Below are 17,421 nucleotides of genomic sequence, written 5' to 3' on the forward strand. Positions count from 1 at the left end.
CGGAGGAGGCGGAGGAGGCGGCGGCGGGGGCGGCGGAGGCGGCGGCGGTGCCGCATCTTCACCACCGAGCGAGAAGCGCAGACCGAAAGCAGCGATGTGCTGCACAGGGTCGGTTTCCAGCGTACCCGGCAGAAGCAGGTTGTTCAGGCCGGCTTCTTCGAAAAGGCGACGATACTTGTACTCGCCGAAAGCTTCGACGCGGTCAGAAAGCTGACCGGACACACCGACGATGCCCTGATAGGCGAAAGTCGTGTCGGCATCGTTCACGATCGGCAGACCGCTCGGCGCGTAATCGGCGTCGATAACATAGATACCCGCACCCGCTCCGATATACGGCGTGACTGCACCCAGATCGAAATCATACAGGATGTTCAGGAAAGCGCCGTAGGTTTCGATATCGCCGGTGCCATCAGCCAGTGCTGCAGCAATTGTCGTACCGGTGCCCGGGCCGCCGGTCAGGCGGTTGAGGTCGGTGATGCCGACAGCTGCGCCACCAACGGTGAGGTCACGGTGAAATTCGATGTCATAGGTGACATAGCTGCCGTCAAGTTCAACGCGCAGTCCGCTGTCGAATTCATAGCCGATCTGGCCCTGAACGTTCCAGCCGAGATCTGTATTGGTCTCGAACGCATAGGCGGTTCCAGCCGGAATTGCCAACACATCATTGTCGAATTCGGCGTCCAGAACGCCTTCATTCACTACATTTTCCTGAGTGGCGACGCCGCCACTGATTGCGATATACGGGTCTGCATGAGCCACGCCCGGAAGGGCAATGGCCAAGACAGACGCTGAAAGCAGAAGTCTTTTCATTTCACGTCCTCATACGACGCTGGGTTCCTCCCCAGCCTGTTACTCGCAACGGCAATTATGCCGTATTGTTCCGCACATGCGAAGTAAAAAATTCAGTAGTCTTCAGTGTGTTGCTAAATTACAGCACCTGAGGCGGCTGACCGTGTATTCAGAAGGCTGAAATACCTGTAATCGCACGCCCCAGGATGAGCGCGTGTACATCGTGAGTGCCTTCATAGGTGTTAACGGTTTCGAGGTTCAGCATATGCCTCATCACTTGATATTCCTCGGAAATTCCGTTGCCGCCATGCATGTCACGCGCCATGCGGGCGACATCGAGCGCCTTGCCGACATTGTTGCGCTTGACGACGCTGATCATCTCGGGCGCAAACTTGCCTTTATCCATTAGCCGGCCGACGCGCAGGGAGCCCTGCAGGCCGAGGGAAATTTCCGTCAGCATATCGGCCAATTTGAGCTGGTAGATCTGCTTGGAGGCAAGCGGCACACCGAATTGATGGCGATCGAGGCCATATTGCCGCGCGGCGTGATAGCAGAATTCGGCCGCCCCCATGCTGCCCCATGAAATGCCGTATCGCGCACGGTTGAGGCAGCCAAACGGGCCTTTCATACCTTCGACATCGGGCAGAAGCGCTTCGGCAGGAAGCTTGACCTCATCCATCTGGATCATGCCGGTGGTGCTGGCACGAAGGCTCAGCTTGCCGCCGATTTTCGGCGCTTCAAGGCCGGCCATGCCTTTTTGAAGCACGAAGCCGCGGACCTTGTCGCCATGTGCTTCGCTCTTGGCCCACACAACGAATACGTCAGCGAAAGGTGCGTTGGAAATCCACGTTTTTGCGCCCGAAATCGAATATCCGTCGCCGTCTTTCTTTGCGTATGTGCGCATGCCGGCAGGATCGGAGCCCGCGTCCGGTTCGGTAAGTCCGAAGCAACCGATCAGTTCGCCGCTGGCAAGTCCCGGAAGGTATTTCCGGCGCTGCTCGTCCGAGCCATAGGCGTGGATCGGGTACATGACGAGCGAAGATTGCACGCTTGCCATTGAGCGATAGCCGCTATCCACTCGCTCGATTTCCCGTGCCACAAGGCCATAGGCGACATAGCTCGCGCCCGATCCGCCGAATTCCTCGGGAATGGTCACGCCGAGCATGCCAGCTTCGCCCATCAGCGGGAACAGTTCGGGCGTGTCGGCCTCTGTCGCATACGCCTCGATGACGCGCGGTTGCAGTACGCTTTGGGCAAAGCCGTGCGCGGAATCGCGCACCATGCGCTCTTCCTCGGTCAGCTGGTCATCGATATTGAAGGGGTCGGCCCAGTCGAAAGGTGCCATTGCAGCCATGAAAGTGGTCTCCTTTGAAACCACCCACTAGATAGTCTGCTGCCGCGCGGCAAGCGGGCATATGGGCCTATACCGAAACCTGCCGCGAGGAGTGAATTCGCGGCTTAGTGCACCAATTCCCGCGCGCGCTCGATCATGGTGATCAGCTGGTCGGGCGGGCAGGGTTTGGAAACGGCCTGCGCCTCCGGATAACGCTCTGCCACATCTTTCTCGGTGACATGGCCGGAATGGAAGATAATCGGCACGCCGGCTTCGGTCAGCGCATCGGCCAATGGAAAGACTTCGCCATCCGCGGTCATCACGTCGAGGATCGCAAGATCGGGCAATTTTCCATCGATGGCGATCATTGCGTGATCCTTGCAAGCGAATGGGCCTTCTACCCGGTAGCCAAGATCACGCACCGTCTCTGTTAAATCGAGCGCGATGATGAATTCGTCTTCCACTACGAGAACCTTTGGAGGTCCGTCCTTAATCTGCGTTGCCATAGTTCCACCCTCGGCATGAATTGTCTTCTTACTGCAACATACGCAGGGTTTCCGGGAGCGTTCCCAAATAGCTTACCGGGTGGTTAATCTTGCCTCGAGGGAGGATTTAGAGATTACCGTATTTCTCATTGTATCCAGCCAGATCATCCTTGGCGAGAAACTGTGCTTGCTCCACCCAATTGTCGCGCCGGATGCGGCCCTGAAAGCGGCCGAGCTTTGCATCCATGCGTTCGATATCGGCATCGTCCCACGCAGCGATCTGGGCGAAACGCCGGACGCCATTATCGTGCAGGATGGTCACAAGCTTCGGCCCCAGGCCCTTGATCCGGCGCAGATCGTCGCCGTTTTCATCTGCGGCCTCGGCCGGGGCTGCAGGCGTTTCGGATGCATTACGAGCTTCGAGCGGAGAAACGCCCGCGCCGGCTTCGGAATCGGCCTCTACCGGCGCAGCTGCGACCCTGTCCGTATTTGCGGCGGCCGAGACGGGACCTGCTGCTGCAGCGGGCGCGTCAATCAACGCCTGGTTACGCTTGATGCTGCTTTCACCATCGACGATATCTTCACGCGTAACCTTCGTCCGGCGAGAGGATTGCAGCAGCCAGAAAATCAGCAGGAACAGGAATACCAGCGCAATGAGGATAAAGATCCAGTATTGCTGAAGTATGTCCTGCATCGCGTAATTTCCTCATTCTCTGTTTGCCGGGCGCATCGTCACGCGCACCTACGATCGATTTTTGCCGTTCATGTAGGCCAACGCATGAGAAGCGCAATGTTTCACCTTTGCGGGACTTTCTTTACTCGCGCCGAGCAAATGGCGACAACCGATTAGCTAGGTTCGGACTTCGCATCATTGGCACGCTTGAACAAAACTTTGTCTTCCGGACCAAAGCCATATTTCCAGATCACCAGCAGGTAGATTGCGAGGATCGCCGGGATGCCGAAGATCAGCTCGGCCCATTCAGGCAGCAGGATTGCGATTTGGCCGACCAGCACCGCCGCGCCTGTCGCCCAGACAAGCGCAAAGCGCAGATTGCCGACCGGCGCTTTGAGCAGCCGTTTTAAGAGCAGCGCCTTGATCAGGCTGGACGCGCCGAGCGCCAGCAGCAATGCCGCCGCCGCACCGCTCGCCATATAGCCTTCATCGAGGCCCCAATGTTGCGCGAGCATGATCAGGCCCACAGTCAGCGCAGCCTGCAAGGCGATGACGCCAACGGAAATCGCCAGATTGCGTTTCTTGGCGATGTAGACGAGCACGCCTTCGGAAACGACCGCCATGCTCGCCACCGCTTCGGCAACCAGCAGCAGGGCGAGAGCAGCCGTGCCGCCCACAATGTCCGGCCCGCCCAGCCCCATCACCGCTTCGCCCGGAATGGCGAGCGCGAGCGCAATTCCCAATTGCAGCGCGATAATCCAGAAGCCGACTTGCCGCACCTGCTTGGCAATCGCGGCATAATTTCCGGTTTTCAGGTTTTTGGTGATGACGGGTGAGAGCACGGGTTCGAAACTGGTCTTCAGTTTTTGCGGCAGGCTCGCGATTTCCTTCGCAAAATAATAGATGCCCACCGCCGTAGGAGACGTGGCCAGGCCGAGCAGGAACACATCAATCAAACGCGTGCCGCGCTCGATCACGTCCGCACCTGCCAGCGGAAAGGCGCGGCCGATCATCTGGCCGAGATAACGCGGGCGGGGGCGCCATGCCCTGGGCTTGCCGTAGGTGCGGAAGAATGACCATGCGGCGGTGAAAAGCGCAGCATAAACCGCCGCCAGATACGCCAGCGCAACGCCTCCATCGCGCAGCGGCGGAATGAAGAAGAAAGCCACCACCGCGATAGAGCGTGTCCACGGCTCGACAATGGCGCGGGCGCGCACGGTTGTCGCGATGTCGAATTTATAGGCCTGCGCGGCGAGCAGGATTTCCGTCAGGGCAAAAGCCGGAATCGCTGCGATAATGAGAATGTCATATTGGCCGCTCGTCCCATTCGGGAAAATCGGATCCGGCCAGATCACCAGCATTGCCACAAAGATCGCGGAGATCAGCAGCGAGGCCAAAATGCCGTCAAACACCAGATTGACGCGGCGCTGCCCGTCCTCTTCCGCTCCCTGCGTCAGCCTCTGCGCTAGGCCGCGTTTTTCACCAAGCGCACAAATCAACGCGAACAGCTCCACCACCACCACGGCAGAGGCGAAGCGGCCCATTTCCTCGGTGCCGTAAAGGCGATAACCGAGGAAGAGAAAGGGAATGCCGCCGATCAGCCGCAGCACAAAGCCAAGCGTATTCGTGCGCCCACCTTTGACGAGCGCATTCATGTCATCGCGCTGATCGGCGCTTTCAGGGCCGGGAGCGGCGGGTTGGCTCAAGCCTCGTGGCCTTCTGCCTTGAGCGGGCGGGAGAGCAGTTCGGCCACGACTTCACGCGCGCCGCGTCCTTCGAGCAGGTGATTGACCGCTTCGACGATAGGCATTTGCACGCCTTTGTCGCGCGCGATTTGGCGCAGCACCGACGCGGTGTGCGCGCCCTCTGCAACTGTGCGCTTGTCTGCCAAAGCTTCCTCAGCGCTCATGCCTTCGCCGAGTGCCTTGCCCAGCGAGAAATTGCGGCTGGAGGTGGAGGAGCAGGTGAGGACCAGATCGCCGAGGCCGCACAGGCCGTTCAGAGTCTCCGGTTTGCCCCCAAAGGCAACGCCAAAGCGCAGCATTTCGGCAAAGCCGCGGGTGATGAGCGCGTTGCGGGCGTTTTGCCCCAGTTCCAGCCCGTCAACGACACCGCAGGCGATGGCGAGCACGTTCTTCACCGCGCCGCCCACTTCCGCGCCGACGACATCATCGGAATAGTAGGGGCGGAAATTGTGCCGCGCGATGGCAGGGGAAATGCGATCCCACTGATCCTCACCGCCGCCGCAAGCGAGGGTGACAGCGCAGGGCAGGCCATCGGCCACTTCATGCGCGAATGTGGGTCCGGACAGGACAGCAAGATCGCTAGCGGGCGCAATATCATGCGCGACGTGGTGCATCATGCGGCCTGTGCTCGCTTCGATACCTTTGGAGCACAGCACGAGGTCGCGCGGGTAACTGCCGAGCTTCTCCAGCGTCGCGCCCATATGCTGCGCCGGCGTGACCAGCAGCAGGATATCGCACGCGGCCATTTCCGACAGATCGCCGGTCGCCGCGATGGACGGAGAAAGCTCGGCAGAGGGCAGGTAGGGCATATTGCGATGCGAAGTGTTGATCGCGTCTGCCAGCCCGTCTTCCATCGCCCAGAGCTTCACCGTGCGGCCATCGCTGCCGAGCGATTGCGCAAGCGCAGTGCCCCAGGCGCCTGCGCCAACTACACCTATAGAAGCCTGCGTCATGCCTTTACTCCTGCGCCCCTTGCGGGCTCTGCATCGGGATCGAGCGGCCAGCGCGGCCTTGCTTTCAGATCGAGCGGATCGGCATCGAAGCCTGCTTCCAGCCGCTCGACACCCGCCCAGGCGATCATCGCGGCATTATCGGTGCACAGCGGCAGTGGCGGCGCGGCGAAGGGCAGGCCGAATTCGCCTGCGAGTGTCTCCAGCCCGCCGCGCACGGTCTGGTTTGCGGCAACGCCGCCTGCCACCACCAATGCGCTTACCTCGTCCATCGTCTCCAGCGCCTTTCGCGTCCGGTCGAGGATACAGTCTAGCGCCGCCTGCTGAAAGCTTGCCGCCAGATCGGCTCTGGAAAACTCTCCGGTTTCATGCGCGCGCAGGACGGCGCTCTTGAGGCCGGCGAAACTGAAATGAGGCTCCTTGCTGCCTTTGAGCGGCCGGGGCAGGGGCACGGCTTTGGGATTGCCTTCCAGCGCCAGTTTCTCGACTGCAGGTCCGCCCGGATAGCCAAGCCCCATGATCTTCGCGCTTTTGTCGAAAGCTTCACCGAGCGCATCGTCGATGGTGGTGGCGAGGCGTTGGTATTTGCCGACACCTTCCACTCGCAGGATCTGGCAATGCCCACCACTCACCAGCAGCAGGGCGTAGGGGTATCGAAGTGAGGCATCAGCGAGGCGCGGGCTCAGCGCATGGCCTTCCAAGTGATTGACGGCATAGAGCGGCTTGGCGCTCGCCATCGCCAGCGCCTTTGCAGTGACAAGGCCTACCATAACGCCGCCGATGAGGCCGGGGCCTGCGGTCGCGGCAATCGCATCGCAATCGGCAAGCGGAACGTCGGCTTCGCGCAGCACCTTGTCGATCAGAGGAGTGAGCCGCTCGGCATGGGCGCGTGCGGCGATTTCGGGGACAACACCGCCATAGGGTGCGTGCTCTTCCTCCTGGCTGGCGATAGCCTGTGCCAGAATGCGCCTGTCCCCCATCACCAGCGCGGCGGCGGTTTCATCGCAGGAGCTTTCTATGCCGAGAACCAGCGTCATGGCGCTTCCCCTTAGACGAGTCCCTCGCTAGGGCAAGCAAACGCATGTCTGAATATCCCTTTCTGAAGCTCGGAACCCGTCAGTCCCCGCTCGCCATGGTGCAGGCGGAAGAGACCCGCCGCCGACTGTGCGAAGCGCATGGCTGGCCCGAAGAGGCAGTCGAGCTGGTGCCGGTGGTGGCAAGCGGCGACAAGGTGCTCGACAGGCCGCTGGCGGAGATCGGCGGCAAGGCCCTGTGGACCAAGGAGTTGGATGCGTGGCTGGCCGAGGGCAAGATCGACGCGTCGGTCCACTCGCTGAAAGATGTCGAAACAATCCGCCCCGAAGTGTTCACGCTCCATGCCATCCTGCCGCGCGCGGACAAGCGTGACCGGCTGATTGGCGCCGCGAGCATTGCGGAGCTGAAGGAAGGTGCGGTTGTCGGGACCAGTGCCCCGCGCCGGGCAGCGCAATTGCTCAACCAGCGGCCCGATTGTTCGGTCGTGATGTTTCGCGGCAATGTTGCGACAAGGCTCGGCAAGCTGGACGCGGGCGAAGCGGATGCGACTTTCCTTGCCGCCGCCGGTCTTGAGCGGCTGGGGCAGGATAACATTGGGGCGCCGCTCGATGCCGAAAATTGGCTGCCTGCGCCCTCGCAAGGGGCGATTGCGGTGGAATGCCGCGCTGACGATGCACGCACGCAGGAATTGCTCGCGCCGCTCGATCACGCGCCGAGCCGGGCGGAAGTGATGGCTGAACGCGCTCTTTTGCTGGCGTTGGGAGGCAATTGCCACTCGCCCATCGCCGTGCTGTGCACTCATCACGAGGGCAAACTAACCATGTGCGCCGCCATTTTCAGCGCCGATGGGGCGGAGCGGGTTGAGGAGAGCGCGACTTTCGCCGCCGGTGATAACGAGGCTCCCAAGGCTCTCGGCACAGCCTTGCTCGACAAGGCCACGCCCGCGATCCGCGCGGTGTTTGACGAGGCTCCATGATTTTTGCGATCCGCCCCGAACCCGGCCTGCAATCCACTCTGCAAAAGGCGCGCAGTCGAAATCTGGCGATCATCGGTCGTCCGCTCTTCGAAGTGGTGCCGATGAGCTGGGAGGTACCCGATGCCAAGGACTTCGACGCACTGCTGATTGGCAGCGCCAATGCTTTTCGTCACGGCGGGGAGGGGCTGGAGAGCCTCAAATCACTGCCGGTCCATGCGGTTGGCGAAGCAACGGCTGATGCTGCGCGCGAGGCTGGTTTTGCCGTAGCAGAAACCGGCACGGGCGGTCTGCAAAAGCTGGTGGATAGCGCAAAGGGTGAAGTGCATTTCCTGCGGCTGGCAGGCGAAGAGCATGTCACTCTCGGTTTGCCTGCCAAGGTGAAAATCACCACACGCGTGGTCTATTCGGTCCGCACAATTCCCCTTACGGGCAGCGATGAAGTCAGCCTGCGAGCTGGCGACCCCATCGTCCTGCTGCATTCTGCCAAGGCGGCTGAGCATTTTGCTTCCGAATGCGATCGGCGTGGGCTCGATCGCGGCGCATTTGCGCTTGCGTGCATCGGTCCGCGCGTTGCGAATGCGGCCGGCACGGGCTGGAAAGCCTGCAAGAGCGCTCCACAGCCTGATGATGATGCGCTCTTGGCCTTGGCCGATGACATGTGTCATTAATGTGAACCGCGCTTAAGGGAAGGCAGCGAGCACCTGAATTCGGGCGCGCAGAAGGACGCAATGGACCAAGGTTTTGATTTCCAGCCCGCCACAAAGCGGCAGGCCAAATCGCCCTATCGGCCAATCTTGATCGCCGTAGGTGCTGCATTCCTGCTGGGCGGCGCGAGCATGTATGCGCTTGCGCAAAGCGAATTGTTCTCCGGCCTTATCAATGTGCGCGAGGATGCAGGCGAAGTTGCCGCTGAGAGCGACACGCCCGCTTTGCCGGCAGCCGGAGCAACGGCAGAACCAACCGCCGAACCGACAACGCCTGTCGAAGAGGCAGCGCAAGAAGCGCGCCAGGCGGCCGAGCAAGTGGAGCAGGTGGTGGAGCAGCAGGGCGGTCTTGATAGCCGCATTGCAGCGATGGAACAGCGCCTCACCCGGCTTGACCTGCAATCGCAAGCTGCTGCCGGGAATGCGGCCCGTGCCGAGGCGCTGTTGATCGCGTTTGCCAGCCGCCGTGCGCTCGAACGCGGAGCTCCGCTGGGATATCTTGCGGACCAGCTGCGGCTGCGCTTTGGCGAAAATCGGCCGAATGCCGTGCAAACGGTGATCGACGCGGCGCAGGAGCCCGTCACGCTGGATCAATTGCTCGCCCGACTGGAAGGCCTCGCTCCGCAGCTGGACGATGCGCCCGAAGGTGAGGATGTATTCACTCGCCTGGGCCGGGAATTATCGGAAGTGTTCGTTGTGCGCCGCGAAGATACCGCTTCGCCTGTGGCAGAGCGTCGCCTCGAACGCGCGCGGCTGTTCCTGCAGAGCGGACGTATCGAAGCGGCGATTTCGGAAATCCGCAACATGCCCAATGCGGTGATCGCGCGCGAGTGGATAGACGATGCAGAGCGTTTCGCAGCCGCCCAGCGTGCATTGGAAACCCTTGAGACCGCTGCTGTGCTCGATCCACGCGAATTGCGCGATGGAGAAGGCTCACGCGTGGAGCAGCGCAGCCCGGCGGGCAATTCGCGCAACTAAGCCCAAGGCTTTGAGGGCGCCTAGCCTTTGAGCAATTCGGGCAGATCGCCGCTCATTCCGCGTGCTTCATCCATGAACCAGCGCTTCAGCGTCGGCATACGCTGCACCGCGCCCATGCCAAGACGACGGATGGCGCTGGGCGCTTTGCCCGGAATGCCGAACAGGCGGGTGAGCCCATCGGTGGCGAGCGCGACCATGAAACTATCCAGCCCGCGCCATTTCTCATAGCGAGCGAGCACTTGCGCATCGCCCGGATCGAGACCGATCCGCATACCTTCCGCAATGACCTGCACCAGCGCGCCGACATCGCGCAGGCCAAGATTGAGACCTTGCCCCGCAATGGGATGAATGCCGTGTGCAGCATCGCCCACGAGTGCGAGGCGATTGTCGACGATCTTGGCCGTGTGATGGAAGCCGAGCGGGTAGGAGCTGCGCCCGCCGTTGAGTTCGATGTCGCCGAAAATACCATGCAGGCGCTTTTCGACTTCGGCTTTGAAGGCGCGCGGGCCAAGCTTCATCACGCCTTCGCCATCGGCCTCGCTGACGGTCCAGACAAGTGCCGAGCGGTGGCGGCCCTGATCGTCATCGAGCAACGGCAACAGGGCGAAGGGCCCCGCTTCGTAGAATATTTCCCAGGCGACACCGTCATGCGGCTTCTCGTGGATAAGGCCCTGGATGATTGCTCGGTGGCTGTAATCCCATTTGGCGATGGAAATGCCGGCCCCGTCTCGTGTGGGTGAACCACGACCCTCCGCGCCGACGAGGAGGCTCGCTTCCAGCACAGCGCCATCTTCCAGCGTGACCGACACGCCATGTTCGCCGCGATGCCGCTCGACGACATTGGCCTTGGCATGCCAGCTGATAAGCTTCTCATCCTTGGCCGCTTCGAACAGCGCGAGACGAAGCTGGCGGTTGGCGAACATCCGGCCGAGCGTGCCTTCATGCTCTTCGGGCACGAAATCGATCCGGCCTGGGCGCATGTTGTCGGTGACGGCAATGCTTTCGATCCGGCAGCCATGCGGTTCCAGCTGATCGGCAAGGCCGATATTCTTGAACAGGTTCCAACTCGCGGTCGAAATCGCCGAAGCGCGCCCGTCAAAGCCCTCTGCCAGAAGATCCGCCGGGTCGGCCCGGTCTACCACATGCGATGAAATGCCCTTGCGCGCAGCCGCCAGTGCGAGGGTCATACCCACGAGGCCGCCACCAAGGATCAGGAGTTCGCGCTTGTCCGCCATCGCCAAGCTACCTAGGTGTGCGGGCATATGCAGGCAAGTCTATCCTTTGGCCTATTGTTGTGGCGGCTGGTGCTTGCTGTGCTGGTGCCCGTGCTCATGCTGGCCGGGGCGAGTGTGCCTGCGGCGGCGCAGGTCCAACGCGAAAACCAGATTTCCGCCGATCTCAAGGCGGAGAATGCGCCTGCCGCCGGAGAAACCCTGTGGGTCGCGCTGCGCTTCAGCCCGAATGAAGGCTGGCACGGCTATTGGTCCAATCCGGGCGAGGCGGGCCTTGGCATGGAGCTCGACTGGCGATTGCCCGATGGCTGGCAGGCAGGCGAGCCGCTCTATCCGGTGCCGCACGTCCTCACGCTCTTCAACATCGCCAACCACGCCTACAAGGATGACTACGCGGTCCTGATCCCGCTTGAGGTGAGCGGTGATCCGAATGGCAATGTCACTCTCGACGCGCGCTGGCTCGCCTGTTCGGATGAGCTGTGCATTCCGGAGCAAGAGACGCTGTCCCTTCGCTTCCCGCAGGAGGGCGCGGCGCTGGATGCGCAATTCGATGCGCACCGCGGAGCGATACCGCCCATGCTCGATCAGCAGGGAAGTTATGCGTTTACGGATAATCTGGTGAGGCTCGCCATCCCGCTCGCGGAAGGCGTGGAGCTGGCGCAGCCGCATGCCTTTATCGAAATTCGCGACACAATTGATTACGGCGCGCAGCAGCGCTTCTTCCGCAATGGCGATATGGTGGTGGTCGAAATCCAGCGCGGACAGCTGCGGGCTGAGCCTGATGCGCTGAGCGGGATCCTCGCTTTCGACGATGCGGGCAATGGTGTGCGCTTTACAGCAACTCCCGGCGAAGTGCCGACAGGCGGAACACCAATTGGCGGTTCGCTTTCCAGCAGCCCGTTGCCTCTCCTGCTGGGCGGAGCGCTACTTGGCGGCTTGCTGCTCAATCTGATGCCTTGTGTCTTCCCCATCCTGAGCCTGAAAGCGCTGACGCTGGCGCGCGCAGGCGAAAGCGAAGGGCAGGCGCGGCGTGAGGGGCTCGCCTACACGGCAGGGGTCTTGCTGGCGGTGCTCGCGCTCGGCGCGCTGATGCTGGCCTTGCGCGCAGCAGGAGAGCAAGTGGGCTGGGCGTTTCAATTGCAGCAGCCGCTGGTGGTAGCCGCATTGCTGGTGCTCGCGGTATTGATCACGGCAAACCTTGCTGGTTTCTTCGAGATACCCAGCATGCCCATCCGCACCGGCGGTCGCGGGAGCGCTTTTGCGACCGGTCTGCTGGCGGCCGTTGTCGCGACACCATGCACCGGGCCTTTCATGGCCGCAGCGCTTGGCGCGGCGCTCTTGCTGCCTGTGCCGCAGGCGCTTCTGCTGTTTGCCGCGCTGGGGTTTGGGCTCGCGTTGCCGTTCCTGCTGCTGGGTTTAATACCCGCTTTGCGAAGCCGCTTGCCCAAGCCGGGGCCGTGGATGGAGAAATTCCGCAAGATCATGGCGGTGCCGATGGGTTTGACGGCGCTCGCGCTGGTCTGGCTCGCTTGGCGGCTGGGTGGACTGCATTTCGCCTTCAGCGCGCTTGGCGCTGGTGTGACACTCGCGGTGCTGTTCGGCTCTTTCAGCCGCGCGGCGCCTGCGATGAAGGCAATCCTGCTCATCATCCCCGCCTATTTCCTGATCGCCACACCGTTCCGCGTGGATGAGGCGGCGAGCGTGACGGAGGAAAGCGTGCTGGAGCCGGTGATCTTCAGCGAGCAGGCGCTGGCCGAGGCGCGCGCATCCGGCCAGCCGGTCTTCCTCTGGTTCACCGCCGATTGGTGTGTCAGCTGCAAAGTAAACGAAGGCGTGGCCATCGAACGTGAGGCGACCCGCGCGGCTTTTGAAGAGGTAGGCGTCATCGCGATGCGTGGTGATTGGACGAGGGCCGATCCGGAGATCACGCGCTATCTGGAGCAATGGGGCGTCGCGGGAGTACCGCTCTATGTGTGGTTCCCGGCGGGTGGCGAAGGTGAGCAATTGCCTCAGGTTCTCACGCCAAACAGTTTGGTCGATCGGGCCGAAGCCGCAGACTAGCTCTCGCTTTCCGCTTCGGCTTCCGTCTCCTCTTCGGGCTCCGCAACCTCACCACCCGCACGGCACCAGTCGAGGAATTGCCCGGGTATCCGGCTACTCGAAATCTCCAGCATTCCGCGCCCCGGCAAAGTCGCCGTCAAATCGCGTGTGCCGGCAAAGACATCGAGCTGCGGATCGTCTACCGGCAGCACGGCTTCCCACCGCCATTCGCCGCCATCCTCGGTCTGCCCGAGCGTCGCATCGGCAAGAAAGCGGCTGCGCATGCCATTTCCGACAAAGGGGAAAAGCGCGCTTTGCCCCGGCAGGGCCGCTGCATGGCGGATAATCGTGAAGCGCGCCGGGTCTTCGGACAGGTCGCATGCGAGTGTCAGCCACGGGTCGGCTCCTGGATCGCTGAAGAGGATAGCCTGTCCGTTCGCGGCGACCGTCCATCCTGCGCCGGACGTATCGGGAGAGGGGAAAGCGCGGGCTTGCGGCGGGCCGGTGTCGTCCAAGGCGATCTGCTGCACGCCGTCGGGCACCTGCTCAGGCGCGCTGCGATCGCAGGCTGAGAGAGCGAGTGAAGATGCAAGAAGAAGCGCGCAGGATCGCATGCCATGCAAATGATGCGGGCCTTTTCGCTTATCAAGTGAGATCGCAGGATTTTGCCCCGCGTTGGTGATTAGTCGACGCGGCGGGGTTGGTCAGTCTGTGGCCTCACGGATTGAGATCAATACTGTAAAGCGTACCATCGAAACCGAGCATGTAGATGGGCGTGGCATTGCCGACATCGATGTCACCGTCATCCATCGAGACGATGCGCGGCCTGTCGGCTTCCGGCACATCGCCCCAGAAATCGAGATTACGGTTTTCCAGCGGGCCATTATTGTTACGGTCCCAGGTCCAAATATTGTTGCTGGTGTCGGCTATCACGATGACACCGAACCAGGTATCGCCTTGCAGACTTTCCGACGCATCGACCCAGCGGCCAGCACCATCGGTATCGACTTCCTGAACCAGGACCGGACTGACAAATGTGCCCGGATAGGTTGCAGGCGGGGTCTGTAGGTCGGTGAGGCCATCGCGATAAGGCCATTCGAAATTCGCATCCGCTTGGCCCAGCTCGAAATCTGCCTGGTTAAGCTCGTTGAAACTTGCCCCCTGGTCGATCACCCAGCCTTGCAGATTGGTCGAAGTGAGGAGGCGCGGGCTTCGCACTCCCCACCCACGTGGAACAAGGTTTAGGGTAGCGAAGGGATCGGTCCCGTTGCCGGAGAACTGAAATTCGGTAATACTTCCTGCCGGAATACTTGGCGACTGAGCGAAGTTGCCGTTATCGAAAAGGCCAAGCAAGATATTGTTGCCGCGCCTCCCGAGCGAAGCGAAAAACTCCCGCCCTTCTCTTAGCCATAGCCGCCGCTCGCTCAGATCGCTCAGTCGAATGGAGCTCAATGTCAGCTTGCTTCCTTCGTAGAAAGCGACAAAAAACCTGCCGCTTCCGGTGAAATTCCCGTCAGTGACCATGTCTTCGATTTCGACAGCGCCTGAGAAAAGGACGCCATGATCTGTCACCGCCCCGGTTTGCGCATCGACTGTAGAGACCTGTCCATTGCGGCTTACCACAAGCAACTCATTGGTATCGTCGATATATTCGACATGGCCGTTCTGCCCGAGGCCGCTGGCCACTTCCGCGACCAGCAGGTTTTCGCGATCGTTGGTGATAGTGATCATTAGCGTCTGGCGCGTGGTGGCTGTGCCGTCGCTCACGCTGACGTCGATTTCGTAAACATTGTCGCCATTCGCATCGCGCGGCGTTTCGAAGCTGACCGGATCGTTGAAACCGACAGCACCTGCTGCACCGAAAAAGCTGAAGAGTGCGGCATCCTTCCCGGCGACGAAATCGAAAGTCAGAGGATCGCCGTCCACGTCAGTCGCGGAGAGTTGGACTACCGTGCGCGTGTCAGTGGATGTGGTGCTTTCGACGAAAGAAATATTGTTGCTGTTGGTAAAGCTCGGCGGGGTATTAGCCGTGCCGCCTCCGCCGCCTCCGCCGCCTCCACCGCCATTGTTGCCCCCACCTGAGCCACCGCCTCCGCAACTGGCGAGCGCGAGGCTGAACGCGCACAGGATGGCTTTCGAGTTGGTCAATTTCATAATGCGTCCCTCCAACCGCCTGTGTTCGCAAGGCGATATCGCGAGGAACTATGCGTAATTGCCGCAGAACTTCAATGTATCACAGCGACATTTTCGCAGCTTATGCCTACTTCCCAAATTTCCGCTGCGTCTTGCCATACCGCAGCTTGCGCGTACCCGGGCGGCCTTCATTCGAGCGGCCCACGACAGGCGCCTTCTTCGCCTTGTCCGGCAGGCCGAGCTCGTCATTCTCCAGCCGGCGGATTTCATCGCGCAGGCGCCCGGCTTCTTCGAACTCGAGATCGGCTGCGGCGGCGCGCATGCGTTTTTCGAGGTCTTCGATATAGGCGCGCAGATTGTGGCCGACGAGGTTGTTAACCTCGTCGTCGCCAGTTCCGACGACCACACCATCCTTACTCGCGGTGTGAGCGACGATATCCTGGATGTCGCGCTTGATGGTGGTCGGAGTGATACCGTGTTCTTCGTTGTAGGCGCGCTGCTTTTCGCGGCGGCGCTCGGTTTCGGCCATGGCGCGTTCCATCGAACCCGTCACCCGGTCGGCGTAGAGGATCACACGTCCGTCGACGTTACGCGCGGCGCGGCCGATCGTCTGGATCAATGAGGTCTCGGAACGCAGGAAGCCTTCTTTGTCTGCGTCCAGGATCGCCACCAGTCCGCATTCAGGAATGTCTAGCCCTTCGCGCAAAAGGTTGATGCCGATCAGCACGTCATAGACGCCAAGCCGCAAGTCGCGGATCAGCTCGATGCGTTCGAGCGTTTCAACGTCGGAGTGCATATAGCGAACGCGCACGCCCTGTTCGTGCATGAATTCGGTGAGGTCTTCCGCCATCCGCTTGGTGAGCGTGGTGACGAGCGTGCGATACCCCCTGGCTGCGGTCGCTTTGCACTCGGCGATGCAATCCTGCACTTGGTCTTCGACCGGCTTGATCTCGACGGGTGGATCGATGAGGCCGGTGGGTCGGATGACCTGTTCGGCAAAGACGCCGCCGGTCTGTTCCATTTCCCAGCCGCCCGGTGTGGCAGAAACGGCAAAGGTCTGCGGGCGCATTGCGTCCCATTCATTGAAACGCAGCGGGCGGTTGTCGATGCAACTCGGCAGGCGGAAACCATATTCAGCGAGCGTCAGCTTGCGGCGATGGTCCCCGCGCGCCATCGCGCCGATCTGCGGCACCGTCTGGTGGCTTTCGTCGACGAACAGCAGCGCGTTTTCGGGAAGATATTCGAACAATGTGGGTGGCGGTTCGCCCGGCAGGCGTCCGGTCAGGAAGCGCGAATAGTTTTCGATGCCGTTGCAGGAACCGGTGGCGGCGATCATTTCGAGGTCAAAATTGGTGCGCTGCTCCAGCCGCTGCGCTTCGAGCAGGCGGCCTTCCTCGTGCAGCTCTTTCAACCGTTCTTCCAGCTCGAACTTGATGGCCGCACTGGCCTGCTTCATCGTGGGGCCGGGAGTTACATAGTGGCTGTTGGCATAGACGCGGACTTTCTCCAGCGTCTCGCCTTTCTTGCCGGTCAGCGGGTCGAACTCGCTGATCTCCTCGATATCGTCACCGAAGAAGCTGATGCGCCATGCGGTATCCTCGAGGTGGCTGGGAAAAATTTCCAAACTGTCCCCGCGCACACGGAAACAACCGCGCGCAAAGGCGGTGTCGTTGCGCTTGTACTGGAGAGCGACGAGTTTGCGAATGAGCTCACGCTGATCGACAGTGTCATCCTTTTTGATGTCGAAGATCATGGCCGAATAGGTCTCGACCGATCCGATACCGTAGAGGCAGGAAACAGACGCCACGATCAGCACATCGTCACGCTCCAACAGCGCACGGGTGGCCGAGTGTCGCATCCGGTCGATCGCCTCGTTTACCGAGCTTTCCTTCTCGATATAGGTGTCGGAGCGCGGGACGTAGGCTTCGGGCTGGTAGTAATCGTAATAGCTGACGAAATACTCGACCGCGTTCTCGGGAAAGAAACTCTTGAACTCTCCGTACAGCTGCGCGGCGAGGATCTTGTTGGGAGCGAGGACGAGGGCAGGGCGCTGCAATTCCTCGACCACTTTGGCCATGGTGAAGGTCTTGCCCGATCCCGTTACGCCAAGCAGCGTCTGCGTTTTCTCGCCATCGTTCGCGCCTGCCACAAGCTCTGCAATGGCAGTCGGCTGGTCTCCTGCAGGCTCGTAATCGGACACCAGCTTGAACTTCTTGCCTGGCAGCGACTTTTCGGGCCGTGCGGGTTTGTGCGGAGTGAATTCACCGGTTGTATCGGGCTCTTCAAGACCGCGACGGATTACGAGTTCTGCCATGCGCAGCGATATGGGGACACAATGGTGCTTGCTC

Annotated in this window: 15 protein-coding genes; 4 read left to right on the forward strand and 11 right to left on the reverse strand. The window is 61.2% G+C overall.

The window, feature by feature from the left end; translation table 11 throughout:
* The 7 genes from I5L03_RS05450 to tsaD all read right to left on the reverse strand — a co-directional run.
* Positions 1–810, reverse strand: an 810-nt coding sequence (locus I5L03_RS05450) for an outer membrane protein (RefSeq protein WP_197920753.1), incomplete at its 3' end; no start/stop codon positions are given.
* Positions 811–958: 148 nt separating this feature from the next.
* A complete protein-coding gene (locus tag I5L03_RS05455) occupies positions 959–2,143 on the reverse strand; it encodes an acyl-CoA dehydrogenase (RefSeq protein WP_197920754.1) in 1,185 nt (394 codons plus the stop codon).
* Positions 2,144–2,247: 104 nt separating this feature from the next.
* Positions 2,248–2,628 carry a response regulator gene (locus tag I5L03_RS05460; protein ID WP_197920755.1) on the reverse strand — a complete coding sequence of 127 codons (381 nt, stop codon included), beginning with the start codon at positions 2,626–2,628 and terminating at the stop codon, positions 2,248–2,250.
* Between the two features lie 106 nt (positions 2,629–2,734).
* Positions 2,735–3,301, reverse strand: coding sequence for a hypothetical protein (locus I5L03_RS05465; protein ID WP_197920756.1), 567 nt, complete (start codon positions 3,299–3,301; stop codon positions 2,735–2,737).
* 152 nt (positions 3,302–3,453) lie between these two features.
* Positions 3,454–4,935 (reverse strand): lipopolysaccharide biosynthesis protein, encoded by a 1,482-nt coding sequence (locus I5L03_RS05470; protein WP_197921464.1) that lies wholly within the window; start codon positions 4,933–4,935, stop codon positions 3,454–3,456.
* A 47-nt stretch (positions 4,936–4,982) separates the two neighbouring features.
* Positions 4,983–5,978 (reverse strand): NAD(P)H-dependent glycerol-3-phosphate dehydrogenase, encoded by a 996-nt coding sequence (locus I5L03_RS05475; protein WP_197920757.1) that lies wholly within the window; start codon positions 5,976–5,978, stop codon positions 4,983–4,985.
* Entirely contained in the window at positions 5,975–7,012 is a 1,038-nt protein-coding gene (gene tsaD / locus I5L03_RS05480; protein WP_197920758.1) for a tRNA (adenosine(37)-N6)-threonylcarbamoyltransferase complex transferase subunit TsaD, read from the reverse strand. Before tsaD ends, I5L03_RS05475 begins: the two co-directional genes overlap by 4 nt.
* A 44-nt stretch (positions 7,013–7,056) precedes the next feature.
* Here tsaD and hemC point away from each other — a divergent pair, with 44 nt between their 5' ends.
* Genes hemC through I5L03_RS05495 form a run of 3 tightly spaced genes read left to right on the forward strand, consistent with a single transcriptional unit; the run spans position 7,057 to position 9,668 of the window.
* Positions 7,057–7,986 (forward strand): hydroxymethylbilane synthase, encoded by a 930-nt coding sequence (gene hemC / locus I5L03_RS05485; protein WP_197920759.1) that lies wholly within the window; start codon positions 7,057–7,059, stop codon positions 7,984–7,986.
* On the forward strand, positions 7,983–8,654 hold the full coding sequence (locus I5L03_RS05490) for a uroporphyrinogen-III synthase (protein WP_197920760.1): 672 nt from the start codon (positions 7,983–7,985) through the stop codon (positions 8,652–8,654). Before hemC ends, I5L03_RS05490 begins: the two co-directional genes overlap by 4 nt.
* A 60-nt stretch (positions 8,655–8,714) precedes the next feature.
* Positions 8,715–9,668 (forward strand): hypothetical protein, encoded by a 954-nt coding sequence (locus tag I5L03_RS05495; protein ID WP_197920761.1) that lies wholly within the window; start codon positions 8,715–8,717, stop codon positions 9,666–9,668.
* 20 nt (positions 9,669–9,688) lie between these two features.
* Here the strand turns inward: I5L03_RS05495 and I5L03_RS05500 are convergent, their stop codons facing one another.
* Positions 9,689–10,930 (reverse strand): FAD-dependent monooxygenase, encoded by a 1,242-nt coding sequence (locus tag I5L03_RS05500; protein WP_234035096.1) that lies wholly within the window; start codon positions 10,928–10,930, stop codon positions 9,689–9,691.
* On the opposite strand from I5L03_RS05500, the gene I5L03_RS05505 reads away from it, so the two are divergent.
* Positions 10,931–12,961: a protein-disulfide reductase DsbD domain-containing protein gene (locus I5L03_RS05505; RefSeq protein ID WP_197920762.1), complete on the forward strand. Its 2,031-nt coding sequence runs from the start codon at positions 10,931–10,933 to the stop codon at positions 12,959–12,961.
* Here the strand turns inward: I5L03_RS05505 and I5L03_RS05510 are convergent.
* The 3 genes from I5L03_RS05510 to uvrB all read right to left on the reverse strand — a co-directional run bounded on the left by I5L03_RS05510 (position 12,958) and on the right by uvrB (position 17,387).
* Complete coding sequence (locus I5L03_RS05510; RefSeq protein ID WP_197920763.1) at positions 12,958–13,554, reverse strand: hypothetical protein; 597 nt, start codon at positions 13,552–13,554, stop codon at positions 12,958–12,960. The genes I5L03_RS05505 and I5L03_RS05510 overlap by 4 nt on opposite strands.
* A gap of 103 nt (positions 13,555–13,657) precedes the next feature.
* A complete protein-coding gene (locus tag I5L03_RS05515; RefSeq protein WP_197920764.1) occupies positions 13,658–15,094 on the reverse strand; it encodes a hypothetical protein in 1,437 nt (478 codons plus the stop codon).
* A 106-nt stretch (positions 15,095–15,200) separates the two neighbouring features.
* Positions 15,201–17,387 (reverse strand): excinuclease ABC subunit UvrB, encoded by a 2,187-nt coding sequence (gene uvrB, locus I5L03_RS05520; protein WP_197920765.1) that lies wholly within the window; start codon positions 17,385–17,387, stop codon positions 15,201–15,203.
* Between the last annotated feature and the right edge of the window lie 34 nt (positions 17,388–17,421).

Origin of the sequence: Aurantiacibacter sediminis, assembly GCF_016019885.1 — a bacterium.
GTDB classification, from domain to species: domain Bacteria; phylum Pseudomonadota; class Alphaproteobacteria; order Sphingomonadales; family Sphingomonadaceae; genus Alteraurantiacibacter; species Alteraurantiacibacter sediminis.